Source organism: Bradyrhizobium sp. MOS002 (genome assembly GCF_003020115.1).
In the GTDB taxonomy this organism is placed as follows: domain Bacteria; phylum Pseudomonadota; class Alphaproteobacteria; order Rhizobiales; family Xanthobacteraceae; genus Bradyrhizobium.
The window spans coordinates 113,515-129,933 of record NZ_PYFX01000009.1; the positions used below are offsets into that span (position 1 = coordinate 113,515).

Sequence of the window (16,419 nt, forward strand, 5' to 3'; positions counted from 1 at the left end):
AAGGCTCAGATCAGGAAGTGATCCTGCATCCATTGCATGCCGGCGGCGTTGGCCTTGGTGACGACCGGACCGTCGGTGACCACGTTCTTCGGGATTCCCTGTCCGCTCTTTTCGCCGCCGACCACGGCGGAAACGCCCGCGATGACGGCGCCGCCATGAATCCGGCAGGACGGATTGCGGACGGTTGCGAACATGCGGCCTTCGCTGACGGCCTGGATCGCGGGCGGCATCGCATCGACGCCGCCGATCAGGATGTTGGTGCGGCCTCGCGCCTTCATGATGTTGGCGGCGGCGAGCGCCATGTCGTCATTGTGGAAGAACGCCGCGTCGATCTGAGGATACTTCGTCAGGTAGGTTTCCCAGAGACGCGCTGTCTTGGAGACGTCCCAGTCGGCCGGCTGGGTGTCGAGCACCTCGATCCCGGGGAATTGCTTCACGACATTGTTGAAGCCCTTGGCGCGGCCCTGCGCGCCGGTGTGGCCGAGGGCTCCTTGCGTCATGATGATCTTGCCCTTGCCGCCCATGGCGTTGCACAGCGCCTGGGTCACGGAGGCGCCCATGAACTCGTTGTCAGGGGCGAGGAAGGAATGGACGTTGATCTGGTCGAGCGGCGCAATCAGCGTGTCCATGTCGATCACGGGCGTGCCGGCGTCGATCATCTTCTGCACCGGCTGGGTGAGGGTGCCGATGCCAAAGGCCTGGATCGCGACGAAGTCCCATTTCTGCGAGGCCATGTTGTCGATCGCCGCGCGCTGCTTCACGGCATCGAGCTGGCCGTCGAACCAGGTGACCTCGACATTGAACAGCTTGCCCCAGAATTCCGCGGCCTGCTTGCCCTGTGCGCACCAGGTCGCCTGGAGGCCTGCGTTGGAGAACGCCGCCTTGAGCGGCTTCTCGCTTCGTCCGACTTCGGCTGCAAGGGCGGGGTTTATGCCCATGCTGCCGAGGATGGCAGTCGCGGCGCCGGCGGTTGCTGCCGCCTGAAGAAGATCGCGCCTCGTCGTCGAGAAATCTTTCGTCCCGGACATCGCTCGCTCCCATACAATTTTATCTCGGCGCGTCATTGATTGCGCGACCGATGTCCGAAAGTGTCTCACAAGAGTTGTTGGCACTCAATCCGCAATCAGCGGTGGGGTCGCCGCGAGCCGCGTTGGTGCAGCGCGAAGCGTTAGGCCGGGACGCCCGCGAACGCGTCGATCTCGATGAGCAGTCGGTCCCAGGCCTGCGCGATGTCCTCCGACCATTCATCGCGGAGCAGATCGCGCAGCGTATCCCTGATGACGGCGAAGAAGGCGGTGAACAGCTCGCGCGGCGTGCCGTAGCCATCGTGCGATACGACCTCGCATGCGATCAGCCGGAATTGCCCGCGGCGATCACCGGCGAAGTCGAGAATCGCTTCGATCGTGAGAGCCAGCATCGATCCCATCACGAGCTCGCCGCCTTGCGTGCGGAACATCGCCCGCGTTTCAGGATGCTGCTCGAACAGCCGTTGATAGACGAGCGGCGTGAGATCGGTGCAGCGCGAGGCTGCAAGTTCAAAGCTCTGTTCGATCGGATTGGGAGAAGCCTTCATCGGCGCTTTAGCCCCGCAGACAAAAAAAGAGCGGGGCCCTAGCCCCGCTCGAAAATTGTGTCGACCCTATTATCCCCGATTCTAAGATTTGATCTTGATTGGCGGGGCGACGCTGCATTTTGCGCGTCAGGGGCTCCTCCCGAGACTTGGACCACCAGACTTCGACCTCGCGGCCAGCCTGAGCAAAGGGATGCTAGATCAACTTTTCTCACTTGTCATCATTTTCGGCAACGAATGTTCAAAATTCGAGCAATTGACGAAATGATCGGGCTTCCGACCTTGTAAGCATATGACAAATATAAGAAATCTGTGGATAGGCAGGGCTGCGCGACTGCCTCAAATGCCGGAGGTTCCCTTCCGGGGGCGGTGGGACCACAGTTTCCGGACAATTTGCGCTGGACCAAGAGGACGGCGGAACCGGGCTCGACTCGGCCATCTGCGCGGTGTTTAGTTAGTAGACGAACAAATGGTTCGGCGGATGCGCATACGGCTGCAAAAATTCCTTCCCCTGGTCCTGCTCGCTTTGGCGATGCAGGTGCTGGCGCCGATCGCCGCCTGTCTGGCGGCCGGCCAAGCCGTGGCCGATCCGCTTTCTGCCGTTGTCATCTGCCACAGCGCGGGCGAGCAGGGCGGCCTGAACGATCCGGCGGGTACGCCGGTCGCACATGCCGGTGCGTGCGCCCTCTGTTGTTTGGCGCAGGTGGGCGCGTCGCTCGATTCGCCGCCGCACGCCGCGCTCTCCGTTCCCTTCCGCCACGCTCAACGTGTGGTGTGGCACCAGGCGGATGCGACCGTTGTCGCCGCCCATAAAGGCACAAACGCCCAGGCACGCGCGCCGCCCCAACTTTCCTGACGACTCTCGTGATCGCCGCGGTCCGCCGCAGGCGATTGATGCTGTCGAATGGCCGGAGAGAAAGCCCGGCGTCAGGAATGCCCCAATGTTACGTTGTCATGCCCGCCGTGGCGTGAGCATCGTTGCCGTTCAGGCCGCGCTGCTTGCATCGTCGAGCGGAGCCTTTGCCCAAAGCGGCAGCGCAGTGCTGCCGCCAATCACCGTAGAGGCGCCTCAGCAAAAGCGTGCGCCGGCGGTCCGACCGCCACGCAATTCTGCGCGATCGGCGCGCGTCACGCGAAGCCCGCGAACGCCCCCATCGCCGCAGCAAGTCGCAAGCGAACAGAGTGCCGGGGCTCCGGGCGCCCTGACGGTTTTGACGGCGCAACAAGCGCTGGCGGAAATCGACCAGACTCCGGGCGGCGTGGCGCTCGTGTCGGCCGAGGCGTACAGGAACTCGACGCCGTCCAACACGATCAAGGATGTTCTGGATTACGTGCCCGGCGTGTACGTCCAGCCCAAATGGGGCGACGACACCCGTCTTTCGATTCGCGGGTCCGGCCTGTCGCGCAATTTTCATCTGCGCGGGGTGCAGCTCTATATGGACGGCATTCCGATCAACACTGCGGACGGCTATGGCGATTTCCAGGAGATCGATCCGAGCGCCTACAAATATGTCGAAGTCTTCAAAGGCGGCAACGCGCTTCAGTTTGGCGCCAATTCGCTGGGGGGTGCGATCAACTTCGTGACCCCGACCGGCCGCGATTCGTTGCCGAATGGTGTGTCCTTCGATGTCGGAGGGTTCGGCTACAAACGACTTCAGGCCAACGCAGGAGGCGTCAACGGGCCGTGGGACGGTTTCGTGACGGCTTCCACGCAGGCCGCGGACGGTTTTCGCGATCACAGCTTTGGCTCGAGCAACCGTTTGAGCGGCAATGTCGGGTATCAGTTCTCACCGGATGTCGAGACACGGTTCTACCTCAATGCCAACGAAGTGCGGCAGCGAATCCCGGGTACCGTGACCAAGACATCCGCTTTGACCGATCCGGAAACTGCTGCACCCGCGAATGTTGCGATGGATCAGCAGCGCAATATCGATACTGTCAGGCTCGCGAACAAAACCACCGTTCGTTTCGATGACACCAAAGTCGAATTCGGCGCCTTTGGCGTCGATCGCCATCTGATGCATCCGATCTTTCAGTGGCTGGACTACCGTTACAAGGACTACGGCGGATTCGCGAAGATCACGGATGACCGCACCATTGGCGGCTTCCGCAACAGATTGGTCGCGGGCGTGCAGGTGCTTAACGGCAGCATCGACAACCAGCAGTTCGCCAACATTGGCGGGCAGAAGGGTGCACTGCTTTCTTCCTCGATCGATCGGTCGGAGAATACCTCCGCCTATGTCGAAGACAGCTTCTACGTCCTTCCAAATCTTGCGGTGATCGGCGGCACGCAATTTCTGTACGCGACCCGCAATCGGCAGGATCGTTTTCTCAGCGACGGGGATCAATCAGGGGCAACGCGCTTTAACATCTGGTCGCCGAAAGGCGGTCTGTTGTGGCAAATCGATCCGGCCTGGCAGGCCTTCGCCAATGTCTCGCGGAGCGCCGAGGTGCCGAGCTTCGGCGAAAGCGCGATTGGGCCCGGCATTCCGACGATCCCGTTCACCAGCATCCGCCCGCAGATTGCGACCACGTACGAAATCGGGACTCGCATGAAGCGATCTGATTACGCCTGGGAACTGACGGCCTACCGGGCCAACATTCGCGACGAATTGCAATGCCTCTATAGTGCTTTCGGCAATTGCAATGTGACCAATGCCGACCGCACCATCCATCAAGGCATCGAGGCCGGCGCGGGCGCAGCGATCTTTCGTGACATCTTCGTGAATGGCCCGGCGCCGGACAAGATCTGGCTGAATGTCGCCTATTCCTTCAACGACTTCCGCTTCGACAAAGATCCGATCTTCGGAAACAATCGATTGCCGGGAGCCCCAACTCACTATCTGCGCGCGGAGCTTCTCTACAAACACCCTGCCGGTTTCTATGTCGGACCCAACGTCGAATGGGTGCCACAGGCCTACTTCGTCGACAGCATGAACACGCTGACGACAGAGCCTTATGCCCTGTTGGGATTGAAAGCCGGCTTCGACAATGGCGGCCCGATATCTGCCTACATCGAGGGGCGCAATCTCACCAACAAGACCTACATAGCCAGCGCCAGCATCATCGATCGAGCGACGGCGACGTCAGCATTGTTTGAGCCCGGTACGGGAAGAGCAGTGTACGCTGGAATGAGGTATCGATGGTGACGCGCAAATGGCACTTGGGTCTGTGGTCGGCTCCGCGGCAGGCCGGCGTTTCGAATGCCGATGCAGACGGCGGCGGAAGGTCGTCGCGGAAGAATGCAGGGCCATTCTCGGCCCGATCAATCGTGAAAGAGGCAATCAACATGAAGAATATCGGACGAACCCTCCTTACAATTTCACTATTGCTGACCGGCTGTGCCGTCGCAGAGGCCGAGGACGTCAAGGCGGGCGATCTCGTCATCTCGCAGGCGTGGAGTCGCGCGACACCAGGCGGCGCCAAGGTGGCCGGCGGCTATCTCACCATCGAGAACAAGGGCACGGCGGCCGACAAGCTTGTCAGCGTCTCCGCCGATATCGCGGGGAAGGCTGAGGTTCACGAGATGGCGATGGACAATGGCGTGATGAAGATGCGCCTGCTCGACAAGGGTCTCGTGATCGATCCCGGCAAGACGGTGAAGTTTGCCCCCGGCGGCTACCACCTGATGCTCCAGGAGCTGAAGGGCCCCTTCAAGCAGGGCGACAGGGTGCCGGTGACGCTTCAGTTCGAAAAGGCCGGCAAGGTCGCCGTCTCCCTGGACGTCCAGGGCGTCGGCGCGCAGGCGCCCGGCGACAGTGGGCACATGATGAAGAAAATGCCTGATCATTCGGGAATGAAGATGTGACGAGCATGATCTGGACCGTCGGGAGACTCAATATGTCGAAGCGAACCTGGCTGATTGTTCTGAGCGTCTTTGCGGCAACGCCGGCGAATGCGCACGTCTTCCTCGAAGGCAAGCAGGCTACGGTCGGTGCTTCCTACAAGGCGGTCTTCGCCGTCCCGCACGGTTGCGCGGGCTCGCCCACGGTGAAAATCCGGGTACAGATCCCGGAAGGCGTGATCGCGGTGAAACCGATGCCGAAGGCGGGCTGGAGTGTTGACGTGGTCGAGGGCAAATACGCCGGCGAATACGACTATCACGGCAACAAGCTCTCCTCCGGCGTCAAGGAGGTGACCTGGTCCGGCGGCAAGCTGCCGGACAAGAACTATGACGAGTTCGTCATGCACACGGCCCTGACCGACACGCTCAAGCCGAACACGATCCTGTACTTCCCGGTCGTCCAGGAATGCGAGACCGGCGTCAGCCGCTGGATCGAGATTCCGGCGGAGGGGGCAGGGCATTCGCATGAGAGCAAATCGCCGGCACCAGGCGTGAAGCTCCTGCCAAAACCCTAATGCGCCTGCTCGCCGCGCTCGCGACGCTGCTGCTATTTGTCGGTTTCGCGACCGGCGCCTCGGCGCATGCGGCGCTCGTCGCCGTCGAGCCGACGAGCGGCAGCATGCTCGCGAGCGCGCCGAAGGCGGTGGAGTTGCGCTTCAACGAGACAGTGACGCCGGGCGCGATCCAATTGATCGACGGCGCGGGCAGGGCGCGGGATGATGTGCACGTCAACGCATCGGGCGAGACCATCTCGGTTGCGATGCCGGCGGACCTGCCGCAGGGCACGGCGGTCGTCAGCTATCGCGTGATCTCGCAGGATGGCCATCCCGTTGCGGGATCTGTGATCTTCTCGATCGGCATGCCGACGGGGACGCAACTTCCCGCAAACGCCGATGGCGGGTTGAATGTGCTGATCTGGCTGGCGCGGGTCGGCCTCTATCTTGGCCTGTTCGTCGGCGTCGGCGGCGTGTTCTTTGCGCGCTGGGTTGCGTGGTCGATGACCGGCATAACCGTTCCGTGCGTGGCGCTGGCCATCGGCGTCCCGAGCGCGGTGGTGTCCCTTGGTGTGTTGGGGCTTGATCTCCTCGGCTCAGAGCTATCGGCTCTCGCGACGATGGCTCCCTGGAAAGTCGCATCCGGGACCAGCGCGGGCCCAGCCTTGCTCGTGGCCATCGTTGCAATGCTGTTCGCGCTGCTGGCCCTGACCAACGCGTGGTGCGCGCGCGCTCTGGCGATCATTGCATTCGTCGGCGTCGGCTTGTCGCTGGCCATGACCGGGCACGCCGCTACGGCACCGCCCGAACTGTTGACCCGGCCGGCGATCTTTCTCCATGGTCTCGGTGTCGCCTTCTGGATTGGGGCCCTCGCTCCGCTGGTCGCCCTGTTGTCGAAGCGGCCTGCCGCAGCATTGCCTGTCGTGAAACGCTTTGCTCGCATCGCCGCGCCGGTCGTTGGCATTCTCGCTTTGACCGGGCTCGCGCTCGCCATCGTCCAGCTTGAGAAGCCGTCCGCATTGGTCGAGACCCGCTACGGACTGATCCTCTCGATCAAGCTCGCGCTGTTCCTTGGGCTAATGGCGCTTGCCACGCTGAACCGTTTTCGCCTGACTCCGGCGTTGGCGGGGGATCACAAGTCTACGCCGGCCCTGAGGCGCTCGATCGTGCTCGAATGCGCCATCGCGCTCGCCATCTTCGCCGTCGTCGCCGGCTGGCGCTTCACGCCGCCGCCGCGGACGATCGTTCCGGAGACGCCGCTGGCGATCCACATGCATACCGACAGGGCGATGTTCCAGGTTCTGGTCTCGCCGGGTAAGGCGGGTATCGACGATTTCGTGCTGCAGCTCATGACTGGCGAGGGGGCGGTGCTCGTGGCCAGGGAGGTGACGCTGACGCTGAGCCTGCCCGAACGCGGCATTGAGCCGATGGAGCGGAACGCCTCGCTCGGGCCGGACAGCTACTGGCACGTGCGCAAGGTCGAGCTGCCGTTTGCGGGCCGCTGGCATGTGCGGATCGACGCGCTGGTGACCGATTTCGAGAAGATCACACTGGAGGACGAGCTCGAGGTAGGAACGCCCTGAATCGGGCTCTTCGCCACATCATGTTGAACCTGAAGTCGACGGAAAAATGACAGGAATTCCGCTGTGTTAGCGGCTTTTCCTCATTCCCGGTCTTGTGTTTTGGCTCCCAATCCGGTTTCACTGCAAGCCATCACTGATTCCCCGAGTATTGCCATGCGGTTGTCGCGGTTCTTTCTGCCCATCCTGAAGGAAAATCCGAAAGAGGCGGAGATCGTCTCGCATCGGCTGATGCTGCGTGCCGGCATGATCCGGCAGGAGGCCGCCGGCATCTATGCCTGGCTGCCGCTTGGCTTCCGGGTGTTGAAGAAGATCGAGCAGATCGTGCGCGAGGAGCAGAACCGCTCCGGCGCGCTGGAACTGTTGATGCCGACGCTCCAGCTTGCCGACCTCTGGCGCGAGAGCGGTCGCTACGATGCCTATGGTCCCGAGATGCTGCGCATCGCCGACCGCCACAAGCGTGAGCTGCTGTACGGGCCGACCAACGAGGAAATGATCACCGAGATCTTTCGCGCCTATGTGAAGTCCTACAAGAGCCTGCCGCTGAATCTCTATCATATTCAATGGAAATTCCGCGACGAGCAGCGTCCGCGCTTCGGCGTGATGCGCGGCCGCGAGTTCCTGATGAAGGATGCCTATTCTTTCGATCTCAACGAGGCTGCGGCGCGTGTCGCCTACAACAAGATGTTCGTCGCTTATTTGCGCACCTTCGCGAGGATGGGGCTGAAGGCGATCCCGATGCGCGCCGAGACCGGCCCGATCGGCGGCGATCTCAGCCACGAGTTCATTGTGCTCGCCGAGACCGGCGAATCCGGCGTTTTCATCAATCGCGACGTGCTGGACCTGCCGGTGCCGGGCGAGGACGTCGATTACGAGAGCGATTTGACGCCGATCATCAAGCAATGGACCTCGGTCTATGCGGCGACGGAAGACGTTCACGACGCCGCGCGCTTCGAGCAGGAAGTGCCCGCGGACAAGCGGGTGAACACCCGTGGTATCGAGGTCGGGCAGATCTTCTACTTCGGCACGAAGTATTCCGACGCGATGAAGGCGCTGGTGGCGGGTCCCGACGGTGTCGACGTGCCGATCCACGGCGGCTCCTACGGCGTCGGCGTCTCGCGCCTGCTCGGCGCCATCATCGAGGCCTGCCATGACGATGCCGGCATCAAATGGCCGGAGGCCGTTGCCCCGTTCCGCGTGTCGATTCTCAACCTCAAGCAGGGCGATGCCGCGGTCGATGCGGCCTGCGAAAAGCTCTATGCGGAGCTGTCCGCCAAGGGCGTCGACGTGCTCTACGACGACACCGACCAGCGGGCCGGAGCCAAATTCGCCGCCGCCGACCTGATCGGCATCCCCTGGCAGATCATGATCGGGCCGAAGGGGCTCGCCGACGGCAAGGTCGAGCTCAAGCGGCGAAGTGACGGCGCCCGCGAGACCATGTCGCCTGCGGATGCGGTCGCCCGGCTGGTCGGCTGAATATTGTTCATCGCCCGAGATCGCGGCCGCCAATCCGGCCACATTTGACCCCGAATCATGGGACTATCGAGCGATGGATGAGACCATGACCGAAACCGTTCAAACCGCGCCTTTTGCGCCATTCGAGTGGATGCTGTCGGCGCGTTACTTACGGGCGCGCCGCAAGGAGGGATTCATCTCGGTCATCGCCGGGTTCTCCTTCCTCGGCATCATGCTGGGCGTGGCGACGCTGATCATCGTCATGGCCGTCATGAACGGCTTCCGCAAGGAGCTGCTCGACAAGATACTCGGCCTCAACGGCCACATCCTGGTCCAGCCGCTGGAATCGCCGTTGACCGACTGGAAGGACGTCGCCGACCGCCTCAGCCAGGTCCAGGGCATCCGGCTCGCAGCGCCCGTGGTGGATGGCCAGGCGCTGGCCTCATCGCCGTGGAACGCCTCCGGCGTCCTGGTGCGCGGCATCCGCTCCGACGACCTCAACAACCTCACCTCGATTGCCAAGAACATCAAGCAGGGTTCGCTCGAGGGGTTTGACGACGGCCAGGGGGTCGCGATCGGCCGGCGCCTCGCTGACCAGCTGTCGCTGCACGCCGGCGACAGCATCACGCTGGTGGCGCCGAAGGGCGCGGTCACGCCAATGGGGACGACACCGCGCATCAAGCCGTACAAGATCGCCGCGGTGTTCGAGATCGGCATGTCCGAATATGATCTCGGCTTCGTGTTCATGCCGCTCGCGGAGGCGCAGGCCTATTTCAACCGCAGCAACGACGTCACCTCGATCGAGGTCTTCACCACCAATCCGGATCAGATCGTGGCGTTCCGCCAGGCGGTGACGGAGGCGGCGGGGCGGCCGGTGTTCCTGGTCGACTGGCGCCAGCGCAACTCGACCTTCTTCAACGCGCTCCAGGTCGAGCGCAACGTGATGTTCCTGATCCTCACCATGATCGTGCTGGTCGCGGCGCTCAATATCGTTTCCGGCCTGATCATGCTGGTGAAGGACAAGGGCAGCGACATCGCGATCCTGCGTACGATGGGAGCCTCGCAAGGCTCGATCATGCGCATCTTCCTGATCACGGGCGCCTCGATAGGTGTGGTCGGTACGATGGTCGGCTTCTTCGTCGGGCTGGTGATCTGCCTCAACATCGAGTCGATCCGGCAATTCCTGTCCTGGCTGACCAGCACCGAGCTGTTTTCGCCAGAACTCTATTTCCTGTCGAAGCTGCCCGCCGAGATCGACATCGGCGAGACCTCGGCCGTCGTCATCATGGCGCTGACGCTGTCGTTCCTGGCGACGCTATACCCGTCCTGGCGCGCCGCCCGCCTCGATCCCGTCGAAGCGCTGCGGTACGAGTGAGGGGCTGATGGAGCAGCAGGGGGCGGAAGATGTACCTGTCATTTATCTCCACGAGATAAAGCGGCAGTACTTGCAGGGTGAGGCGGCGCTGACGATCCTCGACGGCGCCAAGCTGGCGCTGTGGGCGGGCCAGTCCGTTGCGCTGGTGGCGCCGTCCGGTTCGGGCAAGTCGACGCTGCTGCACATTGCGGGGCTGTTGGAAGCGCCCGATTCCGGCGAGGTCTACGTCAATGGCGCGCCGACCTCGCAACTGCCCGACATCGAGCGCACCCAGCTTCGCCGCACCGACATCGGCTTCGTCTACCAGTCGCACCGGCTGCTGCCGGAGTTCTCGGCGCTGGAGAACGTCATGCTGCCGCAGATGATCCGCGGCCTCAAGAAGTCCGAGAGCGTCAAGCGCGCCAAGGATATCCTGGGCTATCTCGGCCTCGGCGAGCGCATCACGCACCGTCCGTCCGAGCTGTCCGGCGGCGAGCAGCAGCGCGTCGCGATCGCGCGCGCGGTGGCCAATGCTCCGCGGGTGCTGTTTGCGGACGAGCCGACCGGCAATCTCGATCCGCACACCGCGGACCACGTCTTCCAGGCCCTGATGCAGCTCGTGAAGGCGACCAAGGTCTCCATGCTGATCGCGACCCACAACATGGAACTCGCCGGCCGCATGGACCGCCGCGTGTCGCTGTCGAACGGGCAAGTGATCGAACTCGAATAAAAACCGCGAAAACAACCCCATGCACAGTAGCCAAGTGCTTGGCCGGACTGACGAAAAAAACGCGCTCCCCGGGGCGCTTAAGGCCGGATCACCGTCAATTTGAACGGCCCGCCATTGGCGGCGGCATGGTCCACCGCCTCATTGGCGTGGTCGAGGTCGAACGCGGTGGCCTCATACTCCTCCAGCCTGAGCAGTCCCGCGCGCACCAGCGCGATCAGGCGGCCTGCGGCATCCGGCGGATACATCCAGACGCCGTGGATGCTGATGCAGTTGCGCATGATCCAGGGGTAAGGCAGCTCGAGGCCTGCGCCGCCGGCCATGCCGACGCCGCCCATCAGCACGACGCGGCCGTAGGCGCGCACCGTCATGATCGCCGCGCGCACGACGGTCGTGCTCACCGAGGGCGGCATGATGTCGAGCACGCAGTCGATCGGTCCGGGCGCAGCGCGCTTCATGCGCTCGCGGTCGTCGTCTTCGTTGCCGGTGAGTTTGACCGGCTTCACGCGGTCACCAAAACGCCGGACCAAGTCGGCCAAAATCTCGTCGTTGCGGCCGGGGGCGACCACGCAGGCGGCGCCCATCGCGAGCGCGACCGAGACGGCTGCGCTGCCGAAATTGCCGGTGGCGCCGCTCACCAGCACGGTTTCGCCGGGCTGAAGGTTAGCGGCAAGGAAACCGCCATAGGGCACCAGCAGCGTCCCCAGCGCGCACCATCGCGTGGCGTCCTCCGGCGTGATCGTGCCGAGCCGTTTGACGTTCTCCGTCGGCACCCGCATCTGCTCGGCAAACGAGCCGTGGCGAAAATGCTGTTGCAGGCGCATGCCGCCCGCACCGGCGGCAGTGAGTCCTTGCAGGGCAATGTCGGGCGAAACGACATCATCGCGCGAACGCACCGTCGGGTCGCAGAACACCCAGTCGCCAACGCTGAGCTTCGTCGCGTCCGGGCCGATGGCGCGCACCCGGCCGATGCCGCCGGGCCCCGGGATGATCGGCAGCTCGAGCGCATAGTTGCGCGTGCCGCTGAAGACCTCGTTCATGTAGGACAGCACGCGCGTGGCGGCGATATCGACGACCACCTCGCCGGTCCCGAGCACCGGTTCGGGTGCGTCCTCGATGACGAGCGGAGATCCCAGGGATTTGAGTATGGCGGCTTTCATTGGTGGTCACCTCATGTTCGGTGGAGCCCATATGCGCCGGCTTTCCAGGCCCAGGAAGGCCTGGTATTATCCTAGTATTCCTCAGGCCCTCCATCGAGGCACGTCACCATGGCCGACCCACGCCGCGTCGAATTCGGCGACTTCCTCCGCTCCCGCCGCGAAAAGCTGTCGCCGAAGACGGTCGGGCTTCCCGCGGGCCGGCGACGCCGCACCGCGGGCCTGCGCCGCGAAGAGGTCGCGCAGCTCGCCGGCATCGGCGTCGACTGGTACATCCGCCTCGAACAGGGCCGCACCGTCAGCCCCTCGGTCACCACCGTCGACGCGCTGGCGCGTGCGCTGCGTCTCAGCAAGACCGAGCATGCGCACCTCAAGGCGCTGGCACGCGACGGCGACAGGCGCGCGTTCACGCGCGAGACCGTGCCGCCGCCAATTCGGCGGATGATCGAGAGCCTGGCGCAGCCGGCCTACATCACGGGGCGGCGCTGGGACGTGCTGGCCTGGAACGCGGCGGCCGAGGAGATCTTCGGGTTCGGACAATTGCCCGAGCAGGACCGCAACACGCTGCTGCTGGTGCTGACGAACAAGCAGACGCGAAAGTTCTACGGCGCGGGCTGGAGCGACGTCGCCAAGAGCATGGTCGCGATGTTTCGCGCCACCCACGACGTCTGGGCCGGCGATCCTGCCTTCACGGAATTGCTGACGCGGCTGCGCCAGGGCAGTCCGGAATTCGTCAAATGGTGGGAAGCGCACGAGATCCGCAGCACCGCCGCGGGCCTCAAGACCATGAACCATCCGACCAAGGGCGTCCTCAGGTTCGAGCACACCAGCTTTCAGGCCAATGATGATCCGGCGCTGAAGCTCGTGATCTATACGACGGTGTAAACCGAAGCATAGGGCCCAAGCTCGTCACATATGACGATCGATGATCTGAAGCAGCCGGTCGCAGGACGCCTCGATCCTCTTGTGGGGAGATGTGGCGACGCCCAGCAACAGGCCGGATCGCGCCGAGGCCGCGGACGCATGCCATAGCGACAGGGGCGTGGGCGCCAATCCAAACGATGCCGCTTCCCTCGCGATCGCGACGTCGGAGGTTCCGTCCGGCAGGCGCAGGACCGCGGCCAATCCGGCGATCGCAACGTCCTTCGCAACGTCATTGGCGCGTGCCTTCAGGTATTTCAGCAGCGCATCGCCTTGCGCGGCATAGGCCCGCTTCGTGCGTCGAAGATGCCGTAGATAGTGGCCCTCGCGGATGAATTCGGCGGTTGCGAGCTGTACGGAGGGCCCGGGCGCGGGGGCGAGGCATGCCGCAACCTCGGCAAAACGGGAAGCCAGAGGAGCGGGTGCCACCACGAATCCCAGCCGCAAGGCAGGGGTCAGTGTCTTGCTGAAGGACCCGATGTGAATGACGCGCCCGAAACGATCGAGAGAGGCGAGCGCCGGTGTGGCCCGGCCCCTCAGCTGAAGCTCGCTCAGATAGTCGTCCTCGATCACCCACACCCGTGCCTGAGCTGCCCAGTCGAGAAGACGTGAACGTCTTGCCAGCGACAATGTGGAACCAAGCGGTGCCTGCTGTCCCGGGGTCACGACGACCAATGCAGCATCAGGAGCGTGTTTCAGGCCGTAACCGACGTCAATGCCGTCCGCGTCGACCGGGATCGGCGTGATCGACAACCTTGCAAGCTCAAGGCCGTGCCTTGTGAAGGGGAAGCCCGGGTCTTCCATCCAGACCTTTTTCTGCTCGAGGCCGAGAACCCGAAGTGTCAGTCCGAGCCCGCCGCTGAAGCCGCCGGTGACGATGATCTGCGACGGCGCACATTCGATCCCCCGCGCCAGCGCGAGATACGCAGCGATGTCGCGCCTCAATTCCAGCTCGCCGCGGGGATCCCGGTAGATGGCCGGTGCGGTGGTTTCCGCGCGCACCGCGCGTGTGCGCATTCTCGCGAACAGCTTGGCAGGAAAGGTCTCGTGAGCGGGCACACCCATCTGGAAAACGGCCGGTCCGGCAGTGAGCTCCTGGTACATCTCCATGAACGAGCCGGGGTGGGGAGATGCTTCCTGCCGAGGGGTAACAGCGGGTCGATCCGCGACGTGCGTTCCGGTCGCGCGCGACGCGACGATCAGTTGCGCGGAGGAAAGCTTTTCGTAAGCCGAACGCACGGTGCCGCGCGCGACACCCAGCTGAGCCGCCAGATCCTGCCAGGAGGGCAGACGAGCTCCCGGCGCCAGCACGCCGCTCTCGATGGCAGCTCCGATACCTCTGCGGATTTGTTCCGCCAATGGCGTCTTCGCAGATCGATCGAGCTCCAGCCGCAGCGGTTTGATCATGGCTCCGTGGTACACGATTTTTGTCCATTTTTGGTGCTTTTTTGTAGACCAGCGCGGAGACATTTATCGGACAAGGAAAGCACCCGGCGACAGCCGCCGAACAGAACGATCATGGAGAATGAAAATGGCTAAGCGTCTCGATTACGATCGCATCGCACCCGCAGGCATGAAAGCGCTCGGCGGCGTTTACGGCTATGTCATGCAGAGCAATCTTCCTGCAACGCTCGTCACCCTGGTTTACCTGCGCATTTCGCAGATCAACAATTGCGCCTACTGCCTCGACATGCACACGCGCGATCTGCTGAAGAGCGGACAGAAGATCGAAAAGATCGCGCTGGTGCAGGCCTGGGCGGAAGGCGGTCATCTCTTCGACGAGCGGGAGCGTGCCGCCCTCGCATGGGCCGAAACGGTGACGCGTGTGGCTGAAACCGGCATCCCGGATCAAGCTTACGAGGCTGCCCGCGGCGTATTTGAGGAGCGGGAGCTCGTCGATCTCACCATCGCGATCGGCCTGATGAATGCGTATAATCGCATGGCAATCAGCTTCCGAAATGCGCCACAGGCCACGAAGCAGATGGCGGCCTGACCGTAATCCAGACGGCGGAGGATAAACACATGCCTTCGACTGCGAAGGCATGTCCTGAGATCTCAGCGATGCAAGGCAGGAGCTTGAAATGACCATCGCAATTTCCGGCGTGAAGATTCCCGACAGCAAGATCGCACGGGAGGCCGCCGAGCTGGTGCGCCAGTACGAAAACGACATGTTGTTCAACCACTCGGTCCGCGTCTTTGTGTTCGGCGCGATCAAGGGACACCGGCAAAATCTAAAATTCGATTCCGAGCTGCTCTACATCGCGGCGCTGTTCCACGATCTCGGGCTCGTCGACCATTACCACACGCAGACCAAGCGGTTCGAAGTTGATGGCGCCGATGCCGCCCGCGAATTTCTGAGGGGGCACGGCATTGACGAGCCAAAAGCCGATCTGGTTTGGGAGGCGATCGCGTTACATACGACGCCTGGAATTCCACAATACATGCGGCCGGAAATAGCTCTCACGAATGCGGGTGTGTTGGTCGATGTCGTTGGGATTGGCTATGATGAATACACGCCAGAGCAGCGCGATCAGGTCACCACCGCATTTCCGCGCGGTGATTTCAAGAACGACTTCCTTCAGATACAAACCTGTTCGGCCTTGAAGAAGCCGCAGACCACGTTCGGCACGGTCAATTTCGATTACATCGAAGATCACGATCCCATGTTTCACAAGCCGAATGCGTGCACGCGCATCCGCAACACGCCCTGGAAGAGCTGAGCCCCTCGGCGCGGTGTTCGAGTTTTGCGTCGTTGGACTTATGGCGACGGTGCGGCCGAGGGCGTTAAGCTGGTGTTCGGCCGTGGAATGGCCGGCCAAGGGCTTTTCGGAGCCGGCGTCGCCGCCGCGCATGACGCCGCAAGCTGCGGCCACACCGACGTCAGGCCGACAAGTCGATGTCGAATTCCGTGATGTCCGCCTTGTCGTCCGGTGACAGCGTGATTTCGCGACATGGAGGGAGCGGGACGCCAGTATTGCTTTGAGCACGGTCGCAGCCCGGTCCGCATGCGTCGGGTGGTCCGTTGGCAAGATAGATCGTTAGCCTGGACGCAAATCCAGTCTTCTCGGCCGGCGTCCCTTCGGCATGCAATGCGCCGGGAAGCAACAGCGAGGCCAGGACAAGCAGACTACGGGCGAGCATGAAACGACGGCGACCACGCGCGGTGAAAAGCAGATATCGATGTTACACGGCGATCCGCGCTGCCACAACTTGCGGTGGCGCGTCCGCGCCGGTCTGTCCGCGAGGTCTGGATTGGCAACGGGCGGCCAGGTGGGAGCAGGCAGAACGGCAATCTCCCAAGGGACGGTGATGACGGG

General features: G+C 63.1%; 15 protein-coding genes. 11 read left to right on the plus strand and 4 right to left on the minus strand.

The features are described from left to right. Positions 1 to 5 precede the first annotated feature (5 nt). Both C7G41_RS24790 and C7G41_RS24795 read right to left on the minus strand, forming a co-directional pair. On the minus strand, positions 6 to 1,028 hold the full coding sequence (locus C7G41_RS24790) for a sugar ABC transporter substrate-binding protein (protein ID WP_199198585.1): 1,023 nt from the start codon (positions 1,026 to 1,028) through the stop codon (positions 6 to 8). Between the two features lie 140 nt (positions 1,029 to 1,168). After that, positions 1,169 to 1,573 carry a globin gene (locus C7G41_RS24795; RefSeq protein WP_106944975.1) on the minus strand — a complete coding sequence of 135 codons (405 nt, stop codon included), beginning with the start codon at positions 1,571 to 1,573 and terminating at the stop codon, positions 1,169 to 1,171. A 478-nt stretch (positions 1,574 to 2,051) separates the two neighbouring features. Here C7G41_RS24795 and C7G41_RS24800 point away from each other — a divergent pair, with 478 nt between their 5' ends. The 8 genes from C7G41_RS24800 (at position 2,052) to C7G41_RS24835 (ending at position 11,027) form a co-directional block, all read left to right on the plus strand. Then, the gene (locus C7G41_RS24800) at positions 2,052 to 2,426 is read left to right on the plus strand and encodes a DUF2946 family protein (RefSeq protein ID WP_245446677.1); all 375 of its coding nucleotides are present in this window, start codon (positions 2,052 to 2,054) and stop codon (positions 2,424 to 2,426) included. 85 nt (positions 2,427 to 2,511) lie between these two features. Beyond that, entirely contained in the window at positions 2,512 to 4,719 is a 2,208-nt protein-coding gene (locus tag C7G41_RS24805) for a TonB-dependent receptor (RefSeq protein ID WP_106944977.1), read from the plus strand. A 140-nt stretch (positions 4,720 to 4,859) separates the two neighbouring features. Further along, positions 4,860 to 5,378 (plus strand): copper chaperone PCu(A)C, encoded by a 519-nt coding sequence (locus C7G41_RS24810; protein ID WP_106945051.1) that lies wholly within the window; start codon positions 4,860 to 4,862, stop codon positions 5,376 to 5,378. A gap of 32 nt (positions 5,379 to 5,410) precedes the next feature. Beyond that, positions 5,411 to 5,929, plus strand: a complete 519-nt coding sequence (locus tag C7G41_RS24815; protein ID WP_199198586.1) for a YcnI family protein — start codon at positions 5,411 to 5,413, stop codon at positions 5,927 to 5,929. Next, a complete protein-coding gene (locus tag C7G41_RS24820; protein ID WP_106944979.1) occupies positions 5,929 to 7,491 on the plus strand; it encodes a CopD family protein in 1,563 nt (520 codons plus the stop codon). The genes C7G41_RS24815 and C7G41_RS24820 overlap by 1 nt, the downstream gene beginning before the upstream one ends. Before the next feature lie 153 nt (positions 7,492 to 7,644). Then, positions 7,645 to 8,964 carry a proline--tRNA ligase gene (gene proS / locus C7G41_RS24825; protein ID WP_106944980.1) on the plus strand — a complete coding sequence of 440 codons (1,320 nt, stop codon included), beginning with the start codon at positions 7,645 to 7,647 and terminating at the stop codon, positions 8,962 to 8,964. A gap of 73 nt (positions 8,965 to 9,037) precedes the next feature. Then, positions 9,038 to 10,318, plus strand: coding sequence for a lipoprotein-releasing ABC transporter permease subunit (locus C7G41_RS24830; RefSeq protein WP_106945052.1), 1,281 nt, complete (start codon positions 9,038 to 9,040; stop codon positions 10,316 to 10,318). A 7-nt stretch (positions 10,319 to 10,325) separates the two neighbouring features. Beyond that, positions 10,326 to 11,027: an ABC transporter ATP-binding protein gene (locus C7G41_RS24835; protein WP_199198587.1), complete on the plus strand. Its 702-nt coding sequence runs from the start codon at positions 10,326 to 10,328 to the stop codon at positions 11,025 to 11,027. A 77-nt stretch (positions 11,028 to 11,104) separates the two neighbouring features. Here the strand turns inward: C7G41_RS24835 and C7G41_RS24840 are convergent, their stop codons facing one another. Further along, the gene (locus tag C7G41_RS24840) at positions 11,105 to 12,184 is read right to left on the minus strand and encodes a zinc-binding alcohol dehydrogenase family protein (RefSeq protein ID WP_106944982.1); all 1,080 of its coding nucleotides are present in this window, start codon (positions 12,182 to 12,184) and stop codon (positions 11,105 to 11,107) included. A gap of 108 nt (positions 12,185 to 12,292) precedes the next feature. Here C7G41_RS24840 and C7G41_RS24845 point away from each other — a divergent pair, with 108 nt between their 5' ends. Continuing rightward, a complete protein-coding gene (locus C7G41_RS24845) occupies positions 12,293 to 13,066 on the plus strand; it encodes a helix-turn-helix transcriptional regulator (protein WP_106944983.1) in 774 nt (257 codons plus the stop codon). 24 nt (positions 13,067 to 13,090) lie between these two features. On the opposite strand, the gene C7G41_RS24850 is transcribed toward C7G41_RS24845, so the two are convergent. Beyond that, a complete protein-coding gene (locus C7G41_RS24850; RefSeq protein WP_199198588.1) occupies positions 13,091 to 14,509 on the minus strand; it encodes a PLP-dependent aminotransferase family protein in 1,419 nt (472 codons plus the stop codon). 124 nt (positions 14,510 to 14,633) lie between these two features. On the opposite strand from C7G41_RS24850, the gene C7G41_RS24855 reads away from it, so the two are divergent. Then, positions 14,634 to 15,095: a carboxymuconolactone decarboxylase family protein gene (locus tag C7G41_RS24855; RefSeq protein WP_106944985.1), complete on the plus strand. Its 462-nt coding sequence runs from the start codon at positions 14,634 to 14,636 to the stop codon at positions 15,093 to 15,095. An 88-nt stretch (positions 15,096 to 15,183) separates the two neighbouring features. Beyond that, entirely contained in the window at positions 15,184 to 15,822 is a 639-nt protein-coding gene (locus tag C7G41_RS24860) for an HD domain-containing protein (protein WP_106944986.1), read from the plus strand. Positions 15,823 to 16,419 lie beyond the last annotated feature (597 nt).